Annotated in this window: 18 protein-coding genes; 9 read left to right on the top strand and 9 right to left on the bottom strand. The window is 39.3% G+C overall.

Features of this window, described 5'->3' with window-relative positions; translation table 11 throughout:
* Positions 1-84 precede the first annotated feature (84 nt).
* Positions 85-1,026, top strand: coding sequence for a LysR family transcriptional regulator (locus J671_RS20350; RefSeq protein ID WP_031983242.1), 942 nt, complete (start codon positions 85-87; stop codon positions 1,024-1,026).
* 251 nt (positions 1,027-1,277) lie between these two features.
* On the opposite strand, the gene J671_RS20345 is transcribed toward J671_RS20350, so the two are convergent.
* From J671_RS20345 to J671_RS20325, 5 genes are read right to left on the bottom strand one after another with little or no spacing between them, the layout of a single operon-like run.
* Positions 1,278-2,180 (bottom strand): hydroxymethylglutaryl-CoA lyase, encoded by a 903-nt coding sequence (locus tag J671_RS20345; protein ID WP_004887701.1) that lies wholly within the window; start codon positions 2,178-2,180, stop codon positions 1,278-1,280.
* Positions 2,177-4,168 (bottom strand): acetyl/propionyl/methylcrotonyl-CoA carboxylase subunit alpha, encoded by a 1,992-nt coding sequence (locus tag J671_RS20340; protein WP_031952489.1) that lies wholly within the window; start codon positions 4,166-4,168, stop codon positions 2,177-2,179. Before J671_RS20340 ends, J671_RS20345 begins: the two co-directional genes overlap by 4 nt.
* Before the next feature lie 11 nt (positions 4,169-4,179).
* On the bottom strand, positions 4,180-4,983 hold the full coding sequence (locus J671_RS20335; RefSeq protein WP_004887697.1) for an enoyl-CoA hydratase/isomerase family protein: 804 nt from the start codon (positions 4,981-4,983) through the stop codon (positions 4,180-4,182).
* 9 nt (positions 4,984-4,992) lie between these two features.
* Positions 4,993-6,594, bottom strand: a complete 1,602-nt coding sequence (locus J671_RS20330) for a carboxyl transferase domain-containing protein (protein WP_004887694.1) — start codon at positions 6,592-6,594, stop codon at positions 4,993-4,995.
* A 24-nt stretch (positions 6,595-6,618) separates the two neighbouring features.
* Positions 6,619-7,791, bottom strand: a complete 1,173-nt coding sequence (locus tag J671_RS20325) for an isovaleryl-CoA dehydrogenase (RefSeq protein WP_004887693.1) — start codon at positions 7,789-7,791, stop codon at positions 6,619-6,621.
* Between the two features lie 144 nt (positions 7,792-7,935).
* On the opposite strand from J671_RS20325, the gene J671_RS20320 reads away from it, so the two are divergent.
* The 4 genes from J671_RS20320 (at position 7,936) to J671_RS20305 (ending at position 12,628) form a co-directional block, all read left to right on the top strand.
* Positions 7,936-8,553: a TetR/AcrR family transcriptional regulator gene (locus tag J671_RS20320; RefSeq protein WP_000120687.1), complete on the top strand. Its 618-nt coding sequence runs from the start codon at positions 7,936-7,938 to the stop codon at positions 8,551-8,553.
* Positions 8,554-8,663: 110 nt separating this feature from the next.
* A complete protein-coding gene (locus tag J671_RS20315) occupies positions 8,664-10,358 on the top strand; it encodes an AMP-binding protein (RefSeq protein WP_004887690.1) in 1,695 nt (564 codons plus the stop codon).
* 71 nt (positions 10,359-10,429) lie between these two features.
* On the top strand, positions 10,430-11,101 hold the full coding sequence (locus J671_RS20310; protein ID WP_004887689.1) for a class I SAM-dependent methyltransferase: 672 nt from the start codon (positions 10,430-10,432) through the stop codon (positions 11,099-11,101).
* 243 nt (positions 11,102-11,344) lie between these two features.
* Positions 11,345-12,628, top strand: coding sequence for a DcaP family trimeric outer membrane transporter (locus tag J671_RS20305; protein ID WP_009501081.1), 1,284 nt, complete (start codon positions 11,345-11,347; stop codon positions 12,626-12,628).
* A 45-nt stretch (positions 12,629-12,673) separates the two neighbouring features.
* On the opposite strand, the gene J671_RS20300 is transcribed toward J671_RS20305, so the two are convergent.
* Positions 12,674-13,912, bottom strand: coding sequence for an SGNH/GDSL hydrolase family protein (locus tag J671_RS20300; protein WP_006581665.1), 1,239 nt, complete (start codon positions 13,910-13,912; stop codon positions 12,674-12,676).
* A 111-nt stretch (positions 13,913-14,023) separates the two neighbouring features.
* On the opposite strand from J671_RS20300, the gene J671_RS20295 reads away from it, so the two are divergent.
* Positions 14,024-14,929 (top strand): LysR family transcriptional regulator, encoded by a 906-nt coding sequence (locus J671_RS20295; protein WP_004887683.1) that lies wholly within the window; start codon positions 14,024-14,026, stop codon positions 14,927-14,929.
* Between the two features lies 1 nt (position 14,930).
* Here J671_RS20295 and J671_RS20290 read toward each other — a convergent pair whose 3' ends face one another.
* The gene (locus J671_RS20290) at positions 14,931-15,221 is read right to left on the bottom strand and encodes a hypothetical protein (protein WP_004709395.1); all 291 of its coding nucleotides are present in this window, start codon (positions 15,219-15,221) and stop codon (positions 14,931-14,933) included.
* 960 nt (positions 15,222-16,181) lie between these two features.
* On the opposite strand from J671_RS20290, the gene J671_RS25985 reads away from it, so the two are divergent.
* The 3 genes from J671_RS25985 (at position 16,182) to J671_RS20275 (ending at position 17,332) form a co-directional block, all read left to right on the top strand.
* A complete protein-coding gene (locus J671_RS25985) occupies positions 16,182-16,325 on the top strand; it encodes a hypothetical protein (RefSeq protein WP_004887681.1) in 144 nt (47 codons plus the stop codon).
* 270 nt (positions 16,326-16,595) lie between these two features.
* Positions 16,596-17,024, top strand: a complete 429-nt coding sequence (locus J671_RS20280) for a hypothetical protein (RefSeq protein ID WP_031983239.1) — start codon at positions 16,596-16,598, stop codon at positions 17,022-17,024.
* Positions 17,025-17,110: 86 nt separating this feature from the next.
* On the top strand, positions 17,111-17,332 hold the full coding sequence (locus tag J671_RS20275; RefSeq protein ID WP_002048363.1) for a hypothetical protein: 222 nt from the start codon (positions 17,111-17,113) through the stop codon (positions 17,330-17,332).
* 69 nt (positions 17,333-17,401) lie between these two features.
* On the opposite strand, the gene surA1 is transcribed toward J671_RS20275, so the two are convergent.
* Together surA1 and J671_RS20265 are read right to left on the bottom strand one after the other, a co-directional pair.
* Positions 17,402-17,719 carry a surface antigen protein 1 gene (gene surA1 / locus J671_RS20270; protein WP_002048358.1) on the bottom strand — a complete coding sequence of 106 codons (318 nt, stop codon included), beginning with the start codon at positions 17,717-17,719 and terminating at the stop codon, positions 17,402-17,404.
* A 105-nt stretch (positions 17,720-17,824) separates the two neighbouring features.
* The gene (locus J671_RS20265) at positions 17,825-18,043 is read right to left on the bottom strand and encodes a hypothetical protein (protein ID WP_000108361.1); all 219 of its coding nucleotides are present in this window, start codon (positions 18,041-18,043) and stop codon (positions 17,825-17,827) included.
* Positions 18,044-18,230: the final 187 nt, after the last annotated feature.

The raw sequence follows: 18,230 nt of genomic DNA, 5'->3' as shown, positions 1-18,230 counted from the left end.
TGGTGCCAATGTATGTACATTTAGTCATTGTGGTTGAACTAAACTGGTGCAACAATCCGTAATTTAGGAAAACATATTTACGTTATGCGCAAAAATCTCGATGGTGGACTATTGCATGCTATGCATGCATTCCTGAAAGTGATTGATAGCGGGAGTTTCACAGCAGCAGCTGAGCAGATGGATCTGACCACAGCACAGGTTTCACGTCTTATCAGCGAGCTAGAAACACGCTTAGGTACAAAATTAATACAACGCTCAACGCGCCAGCAGGCCCTCACTGATATTGGTGCGACTTATGCAGAGCGCTGTCGCCAAGTCATTTCAATGGTGGATGAAGCGGAGTCAGAAGTCACCGGAACAGCTTCTAAACCCAAAGGCCGTTTACGCGTGTTAAGTATGGGAAGCTTTGGGCATCATTATGTTTTTCCAGTGATGGCTGAGTTTTGTAAACATTACCCCGAATTAACCGTGGAATATACGACTTCACAATACGTTCCGGACCTGTTGGCAAAAGGGGTCGATGTTAGTCTTTATCTGACTGAATCATTAACAGACTCACGGTTTGTCGCACGCAGAATTGGCACTATTTTTTCTGTTTTATGTGCATCACCTGCTTACCTAGAAAAACATGGGATACCTGAGTCCCCCGAAGACTTAAAAAGTCATGCCTGTTTACGCTTGGTAAATTCGTCTATTACACCAGATTGGCACTTATTAAATACAAGTGGTGAGTCTTACCAAATCGACATTGGCGGGCAACTCATTGCAGATAACCCTGAGTTATTATTAGATGTGGTGCAGCAGGATATGGGCATCGCATTATTGCCGATGTTTTCGGCTTTAGATGCAGTTCAAAATGGAAGATTATGTCATATCTTGCCAGAGTGGCGTTCACCTGATATCGGGGTTTATACCTTATTGCCTTCACGCCATTTTATTGATGCCAAAACACGTGCATGGTTAGATTGGGTAGAAGAATATATTTCTCCAAGAATTGAAATGGATGCATCTTATTTTTATAAATAATGAGATAAATTTTTTAAGGATTACAATTGAAAAAGGATGAAGAATAATACGGATTAGAATAAAAATAGGGTAGAAAATGCTTCTTTTGAAAGAGGCATTTAATACAAAGATAAATAATAGATTTTAAAAAAATTGCATGAGGGATTGAGTCCCAATTCCTGAACAGAATGAGATAAAGATGAGATAGGATGATCTGGTATTTCACCTAATATTCAGCTTTATACCAGATGCTGAGCTACTTTAATTGATGACTAGGCACACTTGGTTTGCCAGTAAGCATTTGCATAATTCGACAAGCTTTTTCGGTTTAATACATTGCTAATATTTTGGCTGGCTTGCATCAGTTTTTCTAAATTAATGCCAGTTTCAAAACCCATGTGGGATAGTAAATAAAACAAATCTTCGGTCGATACATTACCTGAGGCGCCTTTGGCATAAGGGCAACCCCCAAGTCCTGCAAGAGACGAGTCAAAAACGCGAATACCTTGTTGTAAAGACTGATAAATATTGGCAATCGCCATGCCATAGGTGTTGTGGAAATGGCCGGCTAAAACCTTGCTGTCGAGCTCAGCAAGACAGGCTTGCCATACCTTTTGGACGCGATCTGGTGTTGCGGTACCAATGGTTTCACCTAAAGACACTTCATAGCAGCCCATATCATAGAGTCGTTTAACCACTTTTACGACTTGCTCAGGGGCAATTGCGCCTTCATAAGGGCAATCGACTATACAAGAGACATAACCTCGCACACGGATGTTATGGGCTTTTGCCGCGCTCATGACATCGCTAAATTTCTCAAAGCTTTCTTCGATTGAACAGTTGATATTTTTGCGGGTAAAGCTTTCCGAAGCTGCGGTAAACACGGCAACCTCTTTGCATCCGACCGCTTGAGCAGTTTCAAAACCTTTGATATTGGGGGTGAGCAGGCTAAATTGCACATCGGCTGTTTGGGGTAATAACTTAAATAGCTCGTCACTTTGAGCCATTTGTGGCACCCATTTTGCCGAAACGCATGAACCCACTTCAATTGATTTCAGGCCTGCATTAATCAGATCGTTAATGAAGTTTAAGCGTTGTTCAACTGTTAAAGCCTGCTTTTCGTTTTGAAGGCCGTCTCTGGGACCGACCTCCACGATTTTGACAAATTCACTCATGCAACTTCCTCCTGTGCAGGTTGAAATTCCACAAGCTCATCGCCAGCTTTGACCTGATCACCTACTTGGAAGTAGGAATCTACAATCACGCCGTCTTTAGGAGCACGGATGGTATATTCCATTTTCATTGCTTCAAGCGTCATTAAAATATCGTCTTTCTTCACGCTATGATTTGCACTGACTAGCACTTGAGTGACCACACCTGGCATAGGGGCTTTTAAGTGACCTTCATCGGCTTGGCTATCTGCCTGATTAAAGTCTTGGCGAATATAAGCAAACTTATAGCTTTGACCATTTTGGAACAAGGTAATACCTTGCTGACTTTGGTTAAAAGGTTGCTTTTGCTGAGTCCCACCAATTTGAATAGAGGCCGTATGTGCATCAAGCAATTGACCTGAAATCGGGTAGCTTTGGCCGTTATATTCTGCGGTGAAGCCATCTTCATTTGAGGCAAATTTGATTTGGATATTTTGGTTTAAATAATTCAGTTTAATGCTGTGCTGATAAGCAATATTTAAACGCCATAGAGGTTGAGCTTGCCAAAGCTGTTTTTGGCTTGAGCTGTTGTTATTAAGTTTGCTTAAAAACTCAATAAATGCCGCTGCCACTACCAGTTCCGGTTTGATCTCTTCAGGGCTAAACAAGAAGTTTTGTTCACGTTGAATCAGGTTGGTATCAAGCTTAGCTTGTTTAAACGATTCGCTACGTACAATCTTTTCAAGAAAGGCAATGTTGTTACCTAAGCCATCGACATGGAATTGGCTCAAAGCATTTTGCATTTGAATAAGCGCAGCTTCACGGTTTTTACCCCATACAATCAGTTTGGCAATCATCGGGTCATAATAGGTCGTGATTTCATCGCCTTCAACAATACCGCTGTCTACACGTACATATTGGTTTTGCGTTGGGTAGTGCAAATAGTCAATTTTACCGATTGCTGGTAAAAAGCCTTTTTCTGGTTCTTCGGCATAAATACGTGCTTCGAGCGCATGGCCGTGAATCTGCAATTCGTTTTGTAGTTTAGGCAAAGGTTCACCATAGGCCACACGAAGTTGCCATTCGACCAAGTCTTCACCTGTAATCATTTCAGTAACAGGATGTTCGACTTGTAGACGTGTATTCATTTCCATGAAATACGCCGTACCGTCTTGTTCTACAATAAACTCAACTGTACCTGCGCCAACATAATTTACCGCGCGTGCAGCATCAATTGCAGCTTGGCGCATTGCCTCGAGTTTCTCGCTTGGCATTTGTGGAGCAGGGGCTTCTTCTAGCACTTTTTGGTGACGGCGTTGTACCGAACAATCACGTTCAAACAAATGTACGTAGTTGCCATGTGTATCGCCAAACACTTGCACTTCAATGTGGCGCGGTTGAATCACATAACGCTCAATCAAGACATCATCATTACCAAAGCTCGATTTGGCTTCACGTTTACAAGAGGCTAAGGCATGCAGAAAATCTTCACTGCGTTCAACCAGACTCATGCCTTTACCACCGCCGCCAGCACTGGCTTTAATTAAAACAGGATAGCCAATTCGGTCTGCCTGTTGTTTTAAAAAGTCGGCATCTTGGTTGGTTCCGTGATAGCCCGGTGTTAAAGGAACACCTGCTTTTTCCATTAAAGCTTTCGAGGTTGCTTTTAAGCCCATCGCTAAAATGGCATCCACTGGCGGGCCAATAAAGCAAATGTTGTGTTGTTGGCAAGCGAGTGCAAACTGATCATTTTCAGAAAGGAAGCCGTAGCCTGGGTGAACCGCTTGGCTACCTGTATCAATGGCAGCTTGAATAATACGATCAACCTGTAAATAACTTTGTGTTGCAGGGGACTGACCAATATAAATCGCTTCATCTGCAAGTTTGACGTGTTGTGCATTTGCGTCTGCATCTGAGTAAACGGCAACCGTTCTAATACCTAATTTTTTAGCTGTACGAATTACGCGGCAGGCAATTTCGCCACGGTTCGCAATTAAAATCTTTTCAAACATGATGATCGTCCTTAATTGTTGTTATTCGAGTTAGAAACCCAAGCAGGCTGCTGTTTATTTAAAAAGGCACTCAGACCTTCTTTTGCCTCACTGCCTTGACGAACTTGAGCAATATGATGTGCTGTCTGTTGCAGCAAGTCATTGCTCATGGTCTGGTTGCTCACCATTTGAATGAGTTGTTTGGAGGCCGTTTGAGCGTGCGGGCCACCGAGTAATAGAGCATCAATAATTTCTTGAACTTTTTTATCTAGGTCTTCGGCATCTGCTACTTCGTGTGCCAAACCAATTTGTTTGGCTTCACGTGCTGAAATCCGCTCGGCAGTTAAGAAATAACGTGAGGCTTGTCTTGCACCAATCGCACGAATCACATAGGGACTAATGGTTGATGGAGCAAGTCCTAAACGAACTTCAGACGTAGCAAACTTGGCATCGGTGCTGGCAATACAAATATCACATGCCGATGCCAAACCCATGCCGCCACCAAAGGCAATGCCATGCACGCGGGCAATAGTCGGTTGTTTAAGTGTTGCAAGTGCATCAAGCATTTGGGCAAGTTTTAATGCATCTGCTTCATTTTCTGCTGAAGATGCCTGACCTGCCTGTTTCATCCAGTTCAGGTCGGCACCTGCCGAAAAGCTTTTACCGCGTCCAGCTAAAACGACCACACGTATATCATCACGTGTATTGATTTGCTTAAAGCAGGCATGCAATTCTTCAATGACTGTTGTATTAAATGCATTGTGCAATTCAGGGCGATTCAGCCAAACATAGGCAACCTGACCTTGTTGTTCGAGTTGTAAAAATTGATAGCTCATATACACCTCTTACATGCGGAACACGCCAAATTTGGTTGGCTGGATAGGGGCATTCATGGCCGCAGCCAAACTTAAACCAAGTACCTGACGGGTTTGAGCTGGGTCGATTACACCGTCATCCCAAAGGCGGGCAGAAGCATAGTACGGATGGCCTTGGCGCTCGTATTGTTCACGAATAGGTTGTTTAAACTCGTCTTCTTCTTGCGCTGACCACTGGGCACCTTTTTGCTCAATCTGGTCACGTTTTAAAGTCGAAAGTACGCTCGCTGCTTGTTCGCCGCCCATGACTGAAATACGAGAGTTGGGCCAAGTCCATAAAAAGCGTGGTGAATAAGCGCGGCCACACATACCGTAGTTACCTGCACCAAACGAACCACCAATAATCAGGGTGAGTTTAGGTACATTTGCGGTGGCAACTGCCATCACTAATTTAGCGCCGTTTTTTGCAATCCCTTCATTTTCATACTGGCGACCAACCATAAAGCCCGTAATGTTTTGTAGGAATAACAATGGAATATTGCGCTGTGTACATAGCTCAATAAAGTGCGCACCTTTTTGTGCAGACTCAGAAAATAAAATCCCGTTATTTGCAATAATGCCGACTGGCATACCATAGAGTGAAGCAAAACCAGTAATGAGGGTTGAACCAAAGCGTGCTTTGAATTCATCAAAACGAGAACCGTCTACAATACGTGCAATGACTTCACGCACATCGAAAGGTTTACGCGCATCACTTGGCACCACGCCATAGAGTTCCGATGCATCAAACAGCGGCTCATCAATTTGCTTGTTTAACTCATTTGGCTTTTTATTTAAGTTAGCAACAATGTTTCGTGCAATCGCAATGGCATGTTCATCATTTTCAGCTAAGTGATCAGCTACACCTGAAAGACGTGTGTGTACATCGCCGCCGCCTAAATCTTCACTGCTTACCACTTCGCCTGTTGCAGCTTTTACCAGAGGAGGGCCGCCTAAGAAAATCGTACCTTGATTACGGACAATAACGGTTTCATCAGACATGGCAGGCACATACGCACCACCAGCGGTACAGCTCCCCATCACCACGGCAATTTGAGCAATACCTAGGCTCGACATGCGTGCCTGATTATAGAAAATACGCCCAAAGTGATCGCGGTCTGGGAAAACCTCATCTTGCATTGGTAAATAAGCACCGCCTGAATCTACTAAATAAATACAAGGCAAGTGATTTTGTTCAGCAATTTCTTGTGCGCGTAAATGCTTTTTAACTGTAAGTGGGTAATACGTTCCGCCTTTAACCGTTGCATCGTTGGCAACGATCATGCAAGTTACGCCGTTGACCTGACCAATACCAGCAATCACACCGGCAGCAGGAACATCATCTTCATAAACGTTGTACGCTGCCAATTGACCAATTTCTAAAAATGCCGTGCCGACGTCAATCAGTTGATCAATACGTTCACGGGGTAAAAGTTTACCTCGAGCCAAATGTTTTTGTCGGGCATTTTCACCACCGCCTAAAGCAATACGCTGGGCAACCTGTTTGAGATCTGTGACCAATGTTTGCATGGCTTGCTGGTTTGTTTTGAAGTCTTCGCTTCGAACATTAATCTTGCTTTGTAATTGGTTCATAAGATGCGTCCTTATTTATAATTATTATTTGGTTTCATTGAAAAGTTCGCGGCCAATTAGCATGCGGCGAATTTCAGAAGTTCCCGCACCAATTTCATAAAGTTTGGCATCGCGCCATAAACGGCCAGCAGGGAATTCATTGATATAACCGTTGCCACCTAAAGTCTGAATGGCTTCACCAGCCATCCATGTTGCTTTTTCGGCAGCATATAAAATGGCACTTGCGGCATCTTTGCGTAAGCTGCGGTCATGATCTGCTTTGTCACATGCAGCACCAACCGCATAAACGAGAGCTTTACATGCAAGCCATGTTGAATACATATCGGCAAGTTTGCCTTGCATAAGCTGGAATTCACCTAAAGCCTGACCAAACTGTTCACGCTGATGCAAGTAGGGAATAACGACATCTAAGCAAGCATCCATAATGCCTAAAGGTCCGGCACTTAAAACTGCTCGTTCATAATCCAAACCACTCATGAGTACTTTAACCCCGTTACCCACACCACCGAGTACGTTTTCAGCAGGAACTTCTACATTGTCAAAGAACAGTGGATAAGTATTAGAACCACGCATACCGAGCTTATCTAAGTGGTTGCCGTGACTAAAGCCTTTCATACCTTTTTCAATCAAGAATGCGGTCATGCCTTTAGGGCCCGCTTGTGGATCAGTTTTAGCGTAAACGACCAGTACATCTGCATCACCGCCGTTGGTAATCCACATTTTTGAACCGTTTAAAACAAAGTGATCACCTTTTTGCTCGGCGCGTAATTTCATGCTGACCACATCAGAACCGGCATTTGGCTCAGACATGGCAAGGGCACCAACATATTCACCGGAAATTAATTTTGGTAAATACTTTTGTTTTTGCTGCCCGTTACCGTTACGGTTAATTTGGTTTACACATAAATTAGAATGAGCACCATATGACAAGCCAATAGCTGCCGAAGCACGAGAAATTTCTTGCATGGCAATAATATGAGCTAAATAACCCATATTGGCACCGCCATATTCTTCAGAAACCGTCATGCCTAAAAGGCCCATATCTCCGAATTTTTTCCAGAGATGTGCAGGGAATTTGTTGTCTTGATCAACTTGTTGGGCAATTGGTGCAATTTCCTTTGCACAAAATGCGGCTACCGAATCTTGAAGCGCAATTAAAGTTTCATCTAGACCGAAATTCAAGCTGCGTAGGTTCATGATATTTTCATCCTATTGGTTATATTTGTTGTCCATAAAATATTTTGTGGGTATTTGATAATTACCATACAATGATTTTTTGAAAAAGTGAATACAGATTCATAAAATGATTTACAATTCATTTTATTTGTTAGAGAATAAATTATGAGCTATAAACGATCATCTTTAATGCAAGAGCGGATGGAGCAAAATCGTAAATCGATTTTGAATTCAGCTAGAAAAATAATTTCAGAAGGAGGATTTAAGGACGCACAAATACAAACAATTGCAGAGCAAGCAGGTGTATCTAGTGGACTGGTTTATCGCTACTTCGATAATAAAAGCCAAGTGCTAATAGAAGTTTTGTCTGATGCCATTAATACAGAGCTATTGGTCATCGATTCGATTACCGAAAGTGACTTATCGGCAAAGCAGAAATTACACAAGGCGGTGGCAACTTTTGTAAAACGGGCACTGAATAGTCCTCAGCTTGCGTATTCACTCATGTTTGAACCTGTCGATTCCACGGTTGAACATGAGCGTTTTCGTGTGAAGCAATTGATTAAACAAAGTATTAAAAAAATACTTGCGGATGGAAATGCAAGTGGTGAGTTTGTCTTGGATGATTTAAACACAGCAGCACTTTGTGTAGTCGGTGCTATGACTTATGTGGTGGTTGAACCCCTAGACCCAGCTCAAAATACAAAGTTTGATCATGCGCACAAAGACTATTTTTCAAAACAGATTGCGGACTTTTGTGTGGATGCTGTGCAAAAGAAATAGGGCATATAAAGGATAAAACAACACAAAATAAGTAGTTTGGAAAAGTAGTTGCAGTAACAACAATTAGATCAGGTAAGAAGAGAATTAGAAGAATCAAGGAGAATGATTCAATGCAACAAGAACGGTTAAGCTACGCCTCGGGACCAAGTACACAACCCTTATTGGGTATGACCATTGGTGAACAATTTGATCAGGCCTGTCAGCAATATGCTGAAAAGGAAGCAATCGTTAGTTTTCATCAAAATAGACGATTAACCTATAAAGCTTTACAAGATGAAGTAAACGCTTTTGCTTGTAGCCTATTAAAATTGGGATTAAAAAAAGGAGACCGATTAGCGATTTGGTCACCTAACTGTGTGGAATGGACGGTAACCCAATTTGCAGCTTTTAAAGCAGGGATTATTTTAGTTAACCTGAATACAGCTTATAAAAGTCATGAACTTGAATATGTGTTGAATAAAGTCTCGTGCAAAGGATTGATTATTGCTTCTCAATTCAAAACGACGGATTATCAAGAATTACTCACAAAAATTGCCCCTGAATTAACTAATAGCCCAGATAAAGTGCTCAGTTCAGAGCGTCTGCCGCATTTAAAATTTGTCATTAAAATTGATGACCAACAACATACGGGTATTTATCGTTTTAGTGATTTAGTCACCACACCAACTTCTGAACAGCTAGAACAATTAAAACAATTAGCCAGACAGCTCCAGTTTGATGAAACCATTAATATTCAATTTACCTCAGGTACAACAGGTAACCCGAAAGGGACCATGTTAACCCACCATAATATTTTAAATAATGGTTATTTTGTCGGTGAAGGCATCCGTTTAACTGCTCAAGATAAAGTCTGTATTTCTGTGCCATTGTTCCATTGTTTTGGCATGGTGATGGGGAATCTGGCGTGTGTGACGCATGGGTCAACCATGGTCTATCCATCGGCTGTATTTAATCCTTTGGAAACTTTAAAAGCGATTCATCAAGAACGTTGCACGGCAGCTTATGGTGTACCAACCATGTTTATTGCCACTTTAGAACATGAACAGTTTAATGAGTTTGATCTTTCGAGCTTAAGAACAGGCATTATGGCAGGTAGTCCTTGTCCACGTGAAATTATGCAACGTGTCATAGACCGAATGCATATGTCGGAAATTACCATTTGTTATGGCATGACAGAAACCTCGCCAGTGAGTGTACAAAGCTCGGTAAACGATTCAATCGATAAACGGGTAAGCACAGTTGGGCATGTTCATCCGCATGTTGAAATTAAAATTGTCGATTTAGAAGGACAAATTGTTCCGCAAGGCACATTAGGTGAGTTATGCGTTCGTGGTTATTCAGTGATGGCCGGTTATTGGGGTGAAGAAGAAAAGACCCGTGAAGTGATAGATGCTGCTGGTTGGATGCATACGGGTGATATTGCCGAGATGGATCAAGACGGTTTTATTAAAATTAAAGGCCGCATTAAAGATGTCGTGATTCGCGGAGGAGAAAACCTTTTTCCAAAAGAGATTGAAGACTTTTTATATACCCATCCAGATGTAAGCGATGTACAGGTGATTGGCTTGCCAGATGCAAAATATGGTGAAGAACTTTGCGCATGCATTATTTTGCATGAGCATCACCAAGTCGATGAAGACAGCATTCGCCAATTTTGCAAAGAGCATATTTCTCATAATAAAGTGCCGCGCTATGTCCGATTTTTTAATGAGTTTCCAATGACTGCTTCTGGCAAAGCGCAAAAGTTTAAATTGCAGGAAATTATGCGAGCTGAACTTAATTTAACGGGCAATGTCTTTGACTAAATAAGTTAAAAGCTCGTTCAAAGTGCAGAAAATGATAAACCGAAAAGCAGTTTTAAAAGGGATAAAACAAAATGGCAAAAGACTTTAATAGCCCTAAAGTAGTTGAAGGATATGATGCGCATATTCGTAAATTAATTCCGGGTTATGAAGTCATCCATCTACAGGTGAATGCCATTTTACAGTCGGTGTTGCCACCCGATGCTCATGTCTTAATTGTGGGCTGTGGTACGGGTTATGAACTCGAATATTTACTTAAAAGACATCCAAACTGGAAATTTACAGCAGTCGATCCATCTTTAACCATGCTGCAAAAAGCTCAGGAGCAGGTTGAACTTTTAGGTAAATCTACCCAAGTCACTTTTGTACATGGTGATACTTCAGCACTGCCTTTGGAACCATGTTTCGATGCTGCACTTTCTATTCTTGTGGCTCATTTTATTGCAGATGACATAAAACCAGCCTTCTTTAAGGATATTTATGATCGCTTAAAAGAAAAAGCGCTTTTACTTACCTATGACCTCATGACTTGTGTAAATCCACAGCAGCTTCAAGCATTGCGTTACTTGTGCTTGGCTCAAGGGTTAACAGAAGAACAATGTCAAAAAATGTTGGAGCGTATGGCGGAGGACTTTTTTAGTTTAACGACTGAAGGATATATAAAACTTTTGGAAAAGACGGGCTTTGAAAGTGTACAGCCTTATACGCAAATTTTGACTTATCAGGGGTTTATTGCAAAAAAATAATACTATTGGGGAATATAAATAAGGGGTTAAAACTGAATATTCTCAATGTGGAAGAGAATATAAAAAATGGAAAATTAAAAAGTTGCTTTTGCTGCGTTAGGGAGGATACGGCTAAAAAATATGAGGGAAGGTCTTTCTTGTGAAAGAAAGGCAAATTTTTAAGGATCTATTTTAGATAGGTACATAACAAAAAGGATGTCGAGACTTTTAAGACTACTTAAAGGTCTAAAGGAAAATTTCATGATGAAAGTTTTAAATACAACGGTTCAAAAAAGCTTGTTGGCAGTTTCTGTGACTCTGCTTATGTCTTCTGCTTTTGCTGGTCAAGTAAACCCTGAAATAGAGCAACTTCGCCAAGAAGTAAACGAATTACGGGCAATGCTACAGGCAGATATACAAACTCAAAAATCTTTAACCCAAGAAAAAGTAGAACAAGTTGCTCCTGTGGCTACTCAAGCTCCACAATCCATACAACAAGTATTAACTAAATCGGGTACAGAATTTAACTTATATGGTTATATACGAGCAGATGCTTCTTACCAAATTAAGGGTGCATCTACGATGTATAACAATATTAGTGGGGTTCCACTTGAACATACGCCAGAAGAATCTGCCCAGAGGGACCAATTGCACAGTACGGTTTATGTGACCCGTTTCGGATTGAATTTTAAAACACCAACAACTGCTGGTGATGTGGGTGGAAAGTTAGAAATGGACTTTTTTGGGGCGGCTACTCGTGATCAGTTCCGTATACGTCATGCTTATTTAACTTTTGATAAATGGTTGATTGGTCAAACATGGTCGACATTCATTGCCCCTGAATATTACCCAGAAACAATCGATGCAGGAACATTTGTAGGCAGTGCTTTACTTAGATCGCCAATGGTTCGCTATAGCGATAATTTAACGGCAAATACAAGTTTTGCAGTATCAGTTGAAGACCCGAAATATACTGCGGCAACAGACCCAGATAACAAAATGCGTTTACCTGCTTTAGTGGGGCGTTTAAATCATAAATTTGCCAATGGTTCGATGCTTTCAGGCCGTAGTTTTGTTGCAGAAAAAAGAACCAATAATGACAGTGAATGGGCTTGGGGCGTAGGTTTCGGCGGTAAATACCAAATGACACCCGATACTTTACTTAAAGCCGATTATTACCATGTCAAAGGCGATGGACGTTTCTTATTGTGGAGCAATAGTGGCTATGCAATAGATGAGCAGAACAACATGCATAGCAATGAATTTGATACGGTGTCTTTGGGGGTAACTCATCAATTCACGCCAAAAATTCGCTCGACTTTAGCTTATGGCTATATGAAAGCTAAAGACGATAACCGTTTTGCCGAATTACACCACAATAGCACGACTCAAAACAAACAGCTTTGGCAGGGCTGGGTAAATACCATGTATAACCCATACAAGCCAATTACCTTAGGTGTTGAATATGTATATGGCGAACGAGAAACTTTCGATGGTCGAAACGGGGTGGATAACCGCTTCAACATGATAGCAAGTTATGATTTCTAAATAGCTATTCCCATCAGATGAAAGGCTCACCTGATGGGGCAATCATTAATTTTTAGTAATTTGATCTAAATCTACCAATTCCGCCATATGTTGATTGCCACGATCATTAGGATGTAAATGATCTCCAGAATCATAAATGGGATTTAAACGATTGGGATGTTTTGGATCTTTTAAGCCTTCATCAAGATCAAGTACACCATCAAATGTATGACTGGTTCTTATCCAGTGGTTAATGCGCTGACGTAATTGATCTTTGTTGGGTTGATAGTAATTATCTAAAGGCGTATTGGGTAAAGCACCAGAAAACGGAAGTAAAGTTGCACCAATCACCTGAATACCTTGCTTGTGAGCTTCATTTACAACACGCTGATAACCTTTAGTTAAGGCTTCAAAAGAAGGTATTTGCTGTTTAGGAGCAAACGCTGTGCCGGGCCATGAAATATCATTTATACCAATTAAAACGATTAAAGTTTTAACATCTGTATATTGAAATATTTCATTGTTTAAACGTTTTAAAACACTATCGCCCATACCATCGGTAAGCAGTCGATTTCCTGAAATTCCGCTATTAATTACCGCTACTTGATGGGGAGATAAACGCTTAGCCAAAAAATCGGTCCATCTCGTATTCGCATCTAAGGTTGCAGTCGCTCCATCGGTAATTGAGTCTCCAATAACAGCAACCACCCGAGCTTTCTGTTTAGGTTTTACCTCGATTGCAGACAGTAATAATCGTGCTGTTGTAGTTTTTGCATTCGTAGGCGCATTTAAATTTGTTGTCTGATTTCCACTAATGAGCCAACTGGTTTGTTTGGCATCCCAATGAAATGTTTTAAACGTTGTAGGCTTTTGAATAAAGCTATTCACCACCAATTGAGCATGATCGGGAACAGCTAACTTGATTGGATCACTCACCAGTTGTTTGCCAGGTAAAATTTTTGCTTTAAGTTGACCAGAAAAATAAACGGAATAGGTGCTCTTAGATTTTGGAGTTACTGCGTTCGCTAAACCAATCGTTGTTTGATCAATATAAAGCGGTTGCTCGCCATATTGATTGGTAAAAACAAGCCGAACAGCTTCACCACCTAAACTAATTTGGCTTACCTGCCTAATTGTTTGGTTGGATATTTGCTCTGGAATGAGTGTCGGAAAAACGAAATCTTTATTCCAGACTTTTTGAGGGCTAGCAGACCAAGTCGTGATCCATTGGTTATTTGATACTTCTGCTCGTGTAAAGCTTGTAAATAAAACCAAAGAAAATACGGTGGCTTGAGAAAGTTTCATCTCGTGAACTCTTTAAAACAAATTAAAGGTATCTTTAAATAAATTGCTGGCTTGTTATAGCGGGCTAAGCGGAATAAGATTTGTGAATACAATTCATAAATAAATTTTGTTATGTCTTATTTTGATATTAATCGATCTGGCGAGTTGGCAATTTTTATTCGAGTGGTCGAGCTTGGAAGTTTTTCAGCCGTAGCAAGGGCATGTGATATGACGCCGTCTGCAGTCAGTAAGTTAATTTCTCGGTTGGAAAAAAGACTTGGCATCAGACTATTGAACCGTTCAACACGTCAGTTTCAGCTTACCAGTGAAGGGTGTCAGTTTTATGAGCAAGGCCTTCAAATACTCAATAATTTAGATGAACTTGAACAATCTGTTACTGCTCACCATAAACCGCAAGGACGAATTAGGATCCATACCAGCTTTTCATATTGGACTCACTTTTTATTGCCTTGCATTAGTTTGTTTAATCAACGCTATCCGGAAATTGAATTAGAAGCTCATTTGAGTGATGAAGTAATTAATTTAGTTGAACAAAGAATTGATGTTGCGATTCGAACAGGACCTTTGAAAAGCTCCAATTTGGTAGCTCGCTCACTCGGGAGTACACATAAATATTATGTATGTTCACCTACATATATTGAAAAGTATGGTTGTCCCAAACATCCGGATGAGCTACATGCACATCGGCTTTTAGATGTAAGTTATCAACGCCAGAACAAAACCTGGTTATTCAAAAAAGCAACTCAGGAAATTAACTTAACGCCATCTAGAGTTTTAAAAGTAAATCAGGGTGAAGCAATTTTACAGTTAGCAGTGTCAGGTGTTGGTATTGCTCAGCTGAATGAATTTCAAATTCAAAAAGCAATACAGCAAAAGCAACTCATCAAGATTCTTGAAGACTGGAATATTCATGCTTGTGAAGAATTCCATGCTGTCTGGATTGGTCATGATAAATATGTTCCAAATCGTGTTCGCGCATTTTTAGATTTTTTGGTAGAGCATGCTCCTATACAGTAACTCATTGTTTCCTTGCACTAAATTGGCACTGTTGCATAGTTTTATTCATTGTTTCTACAAAATTCATTTTAGTATCAATATTCTGCAAGCTCACTTTTGGTAAGCTTTCTACAAATTGTGGTGAATAGTGCTGCTCTAACGAGCTATAGATACAATTACACTGTGAAAGGTCATGTCCCGCCCCAACACAACGTGTATTAAATTCATTTTTACTCATGGGTCTGCAGCCCATCAGATTTAAAACACTGAGTGTAACAAGGCTCACCAAAACAAAACGATAGAGAAAAAACATTGTTGTTACTCTGCATGGGTTGTTGTTATCGTTAAGTGATGTTGATAGAAGTTCTAATCTTTATGTGGTATTTGAATACTTAAAACTTTTAACCCAAACTTATATAAAAAGGGTAGAAAAAAGATTTAAGTAAACGATTTTTGAACTCTATAGAAAGTTTTTATTTTTGAGAAATGGGTACGATCTCTAAAAATGCTTGAACAAATAAAAAATGCCGAATGTAAGTAAAATCAATAAAAGTACGTAAAAAATATAGAATAGTCATGAGTGACTCCTTGATTAAAAGAAGTTATGCCCACTCATTGCTAATCATTATGGTGGCGAAACGAAAGAGGGTTAGCAGACTGATACCTAAGAAACCAGCACACCCGAAGGTGTCCCACTCTCGTTCCTCCATCAAAGGCACGAGGGGCATCACACCAAAAAACGTGTTTTTTAGTGCACTTAGGTAGACGGTCTGCTAAAACCGACTGACAAAATTGGTCAGCGCGAGCATCATAAGCTGAGCATTGGGGTGGGTCAATTGCAAAAATAAAAGATTGATTTATATAATTTGATATAAATATTTGCCTGTTTTTATTTAGAAAATAGAAAAATTAAAAAATATAATGTGTATATAACTGTTTTTTATTTCACCTTTGGAGTTGCTTTTTAATCTTATATATCAAATATTTATTAATTGTTTATTTGTATAGTATGTCAATGTCATTAATTAGATGTATCGTTTGGCTAAACTATTTAATAATTCGATTTTTATAACCTAGACGATGTAGTATAAACACTGCATGCCAAAAAATAACCAAAATTTCAATTGCAAGAAATGTAATTTTATTAATCATATTTTTGGGTTTTTACAAAAGCTTGCATAATCTACAAAAGTTAAGAGAACCACTGCGGTAGGCCAACATAAGATAATGTTATTCATAAACCTACATTTTAATATTTATAAAGGTGATTTAAATGGTAAGAATATTTTGTGCAGTAAGTATGGTGCTGGCAATTGCTATGGGCATGAGTGCTTGCCAAGACCGTAATTCAAGAAATGATGGCATGCATGGAGCAAGTGATCCAGCGACCTCTCATGATATGAATAAAAACTCGTAATAAATTAGTTTTTACTAAAAAAGCCTACTTTATAAGTGGGCTTTTTTTATCGTTATTTTATCTAAAGAATATAACTTAACAAGTAATCAAATATTTTAAAATAAAATATAAATCAATAATTTATGTTGTTTAAATGACTGGAATTTTTAATGTTACTGAATTGTTGTAAAATGAATATATCTTTTCAAAAAGTTAATAAAACAAACACAATAGCTTACTTATATTCATCCAAAATTCATTTTAGTAATAATGAACTATAAAGGTAAGGATATGCCCCAATATTTAAAAATAGCTGAGAAAATATATCAAAATGTTAAAGAAAAAAAAGGTTTTACAGATGATCCAATGGAAGATCTTAACAACTTGATGATCGAACTCAGACAAGAAATAAAGGGGACAAAGTTAAAGCTTTTATATAATTATATTGATTTTGCCGAAATACTCATAAAGCCCTTGCAAGAGTCAAAAATTAAATTGGATTTAAGTCTTATTCCTAAAAGTAAGAATACTCAAGAATTTGTACTTTGGCTGGCTGGTTTTATTGAGCGAATTACCACAGGGGGCAAAGAGAAATTCCCCCCAATTCGAGCTAAAATTACTTTCCCCGCCTATGCCTACGAAGAAACTTACCCCTCGCAGAAAAAGCCTGTAAATAATGGGGAAGAAATAATTGAATATTTTAAAAAAAATCAAAGTTGATTTTGAGGAAAGCCTGACCAGATTAACTGAGTCAGGCTTTATGTTTGATAGGACCTTTATGTTTAGTGATATTTAAGGTAGTACGTATGTTTGTATATTTTACAGATGGAACTTGCATTAATGATTCTGAAATTTATGGCGTAAAAGCTAAGCACGAGCAAAATAAATATGTAGTGGAAGTGACTATTAAGCCGACTCATGTACTCACTACAACCGTGAGCGTACAATTTAAGAAAGAAGTTTTTGATGATCCAAATTTAGCAAATCAGTACCTTAATCATAATTTTAATATGCCACCATATTTTTAAAACAATAAAAAAGCCTATTTCCCAGGGCCAATAGGAAATAAGCTTATAGCTTTGGACCAGTTGAGAATGTTACATATCATCCCATGCATCTTTAATCGCTTGTTTAGCGTGTTCCCATTTAAGGCGGGACTCGGCTTTTAGCTCTTCCCATTTTTGCTTTAAGCTACCTTCCATATCTTCAAACTGAGTTCCTTCTTTAGATTCAGAACGAGCCCGATGACCAAGTTCATAAGCTGCAGAAAAATCACGATCATAATCTAGATCTGGTGTAGTTAATTGCGCTTCTTGATAATAAGGACGAGTAAGATAGCTTTCACGCCAGCGAGAGTCAGAATAGTTATGATCGCCAGCTACCAGTTGAGCATGATCTGTATTTTGATCTGTCATCAGAATTCCCTCATATTTTATTGAATTTTATGTTTATATTTTGATTTAGGAAGGTGCTTTCACCTTCCTAAATGATTGACCGCATCAAAGAACAACTAAAAACGATTAGCGTTGTTGGTTGTTATTTGAGTTTTGTTGGCCAGAATCTTTTTGGTTAGATCCTTGTTGTTGGCCGCGGTTATCATTTTGCTGTTGCTGCTGATTATTTTGTTGCTGTTGATCGTTTTGCTGTTGGTTACCGTGTTGCTGTTGATTACGGTTGTCATTTTGCTGTTGTTGCTGCTGATTATTACGTTGATTTGCTTGATTATTAGTAGTGCTCATTTTTTAATACCTCATATCAATTATGACGATGTGTTTTATCTGAGAGCTTCAGATAGGTTTATTAAAACATGTAGATTTTAAATGTGTAGGGTAGGGGTGTTACCCTATATTTAACTGTAAATTTAAAATTTGAATAAATTGCTGATTTTTAATATAAGTAATTTTTTAGAATAAACATTATTAATAT

The organism is Acinetobacter sp. 1130196, assembly GCF_000588095.1.
GTDB lineage: Bacteria > Pseudomonadota > Gammaproteobacteria > Pseudomonadales > Moraxellaceae > Acinetobacter > Acinetobacter nosocomialis.
Note: the sequence above shows the minus strand (reverse complement) of the source record. Positions and strands in the feature narration are given on the sequence as shown.

Excerpts from the sequence above, each read along its gene's own strand:
- J671_RS20305 (WP_009501081.1), top strand. The coding sequence starts at position 11,345 with ATGAAAGTTTTAAATACAACGGTTCAAAAAAGCTTGTTGGCAGTTTCT.
- J671_RS20265 (WP_000108361.1), bottom strand. The coding sequence starts at position 18,043 with ATGAGCACTACTAATAATCAAGCAAATCAACGTAATAATCAGCAGCAA.
- J671_RS20350 (WP_031983242.1), top strand. The coding sequence starts at position 85 with ATGCGCAAAAATCTCGATGGTGGACTATTGCATGCTATGCATGCATTC.
- J671_RS20315 (WP_004887690.1), top strand. The coding sequence starts at position 8,664 with ATGCAACAAGAACGGTTAAGCTACGCCTCGGGACCAAGTACACAACCC.
- J671_RS20290 (WP_004709395.1), bottom strand. The coding sequence starts at position 15,221 with ATGTTTTTTCTCTATCGTTTTGTTTTGGTGAGCCTTGTTACACTCAGT.
- J671_RS20300 (WP_006581665.1), bottom strand. The coding sequence starts at position 13,912 with ATGAAACTTTCTCAAGCCACCGTATTTTCTTTGGTTTTATTTACAAGC.
- J671_RS20330 (WP_004887694.1), bottom strand. The coding sequence starts at position 6,594 with ATGAACCAATTACAAAGCAAGATTAATGTTCGAAGCGAAGACTTCAAA.
- J671_RS20325 (WP_004887693.1), bottom strand. The coding sequence starts at position 7,791 with ATGAACCTACGCAGCTTGAATTTCGGTCTAGATGAAACTTTAATTGCG.
- surA1 (WP_002048358.1), bottom strand. The coding sequence starts at position 17,719 with ATGACAGATCAAAATACAGATCATGCTCAACTGGTAGCTGGCGATCAT.
- J671_RS20345 (WP_004887701.1), bottom strand. The coding sequence starts at position 2,180 with ATGAGTGAATTTGTCAAAATCGTGGAGGTCGGTCCCAGAGACGGCCTT.
- J671_RS20275 (WP_002048363.1), top strand. The coding sequence starts at position 17,111 with ATGTTTGTATATTTTACAGATGGAACTTGCATTAATGATTCTGAAATT.
- J671_RS20340 (WP_031952489.1), bottom strand. The coding sequence starts at position 4,168 with ATGTTTGAAAAGATTTTAATTGCGAACCGTGGCGAAATTGCCTGCCGC.
- J671_RS20295 (WP_004887683.1), top strand. The coding sequence starts at position 14,024 with ATGTCTTATTTTGATATTAATCGATCTGGCGAGTTGGCAATTTTTATT.
- J671_RS20280 (WP_031983239.1), top strand. The coding sequence starts at position 16,596 with ATGCCCCAATATTTAAAAATAGCTGAGAAAATATATCAAAATGTTAAA.
- J671_RS20310 (WP_004887689.1), top strand. The coding sequence starts at position 10,430 with ATGGCAAAAGACTTTAATAGCCCTAAAGTAGTTGAAGGATATGATGCG.
- J671_RS20335 (WP_004887697.1), bottom strand. The coding sequence starts at position 4,983 with ATGAGCTATCAATTTTTACAACTCGAACAACAAGGTCAGGTTGCCTAT.
- J671_RS20320 (WP_000120687.1), top strand. The coding sequence starts at position 7,936 with ATGAGCTATAAACGATCATCTTTAATGCAAGAGCGGATGGAGCAAAAT.
- J671_RS25985 (WP_004887681.1), top strand. The coding sequence starts at position 16,182 with ATGGTAAGAATATTTTGTGCAGTAAGTATGGTGCTGGCAATTGCTATG.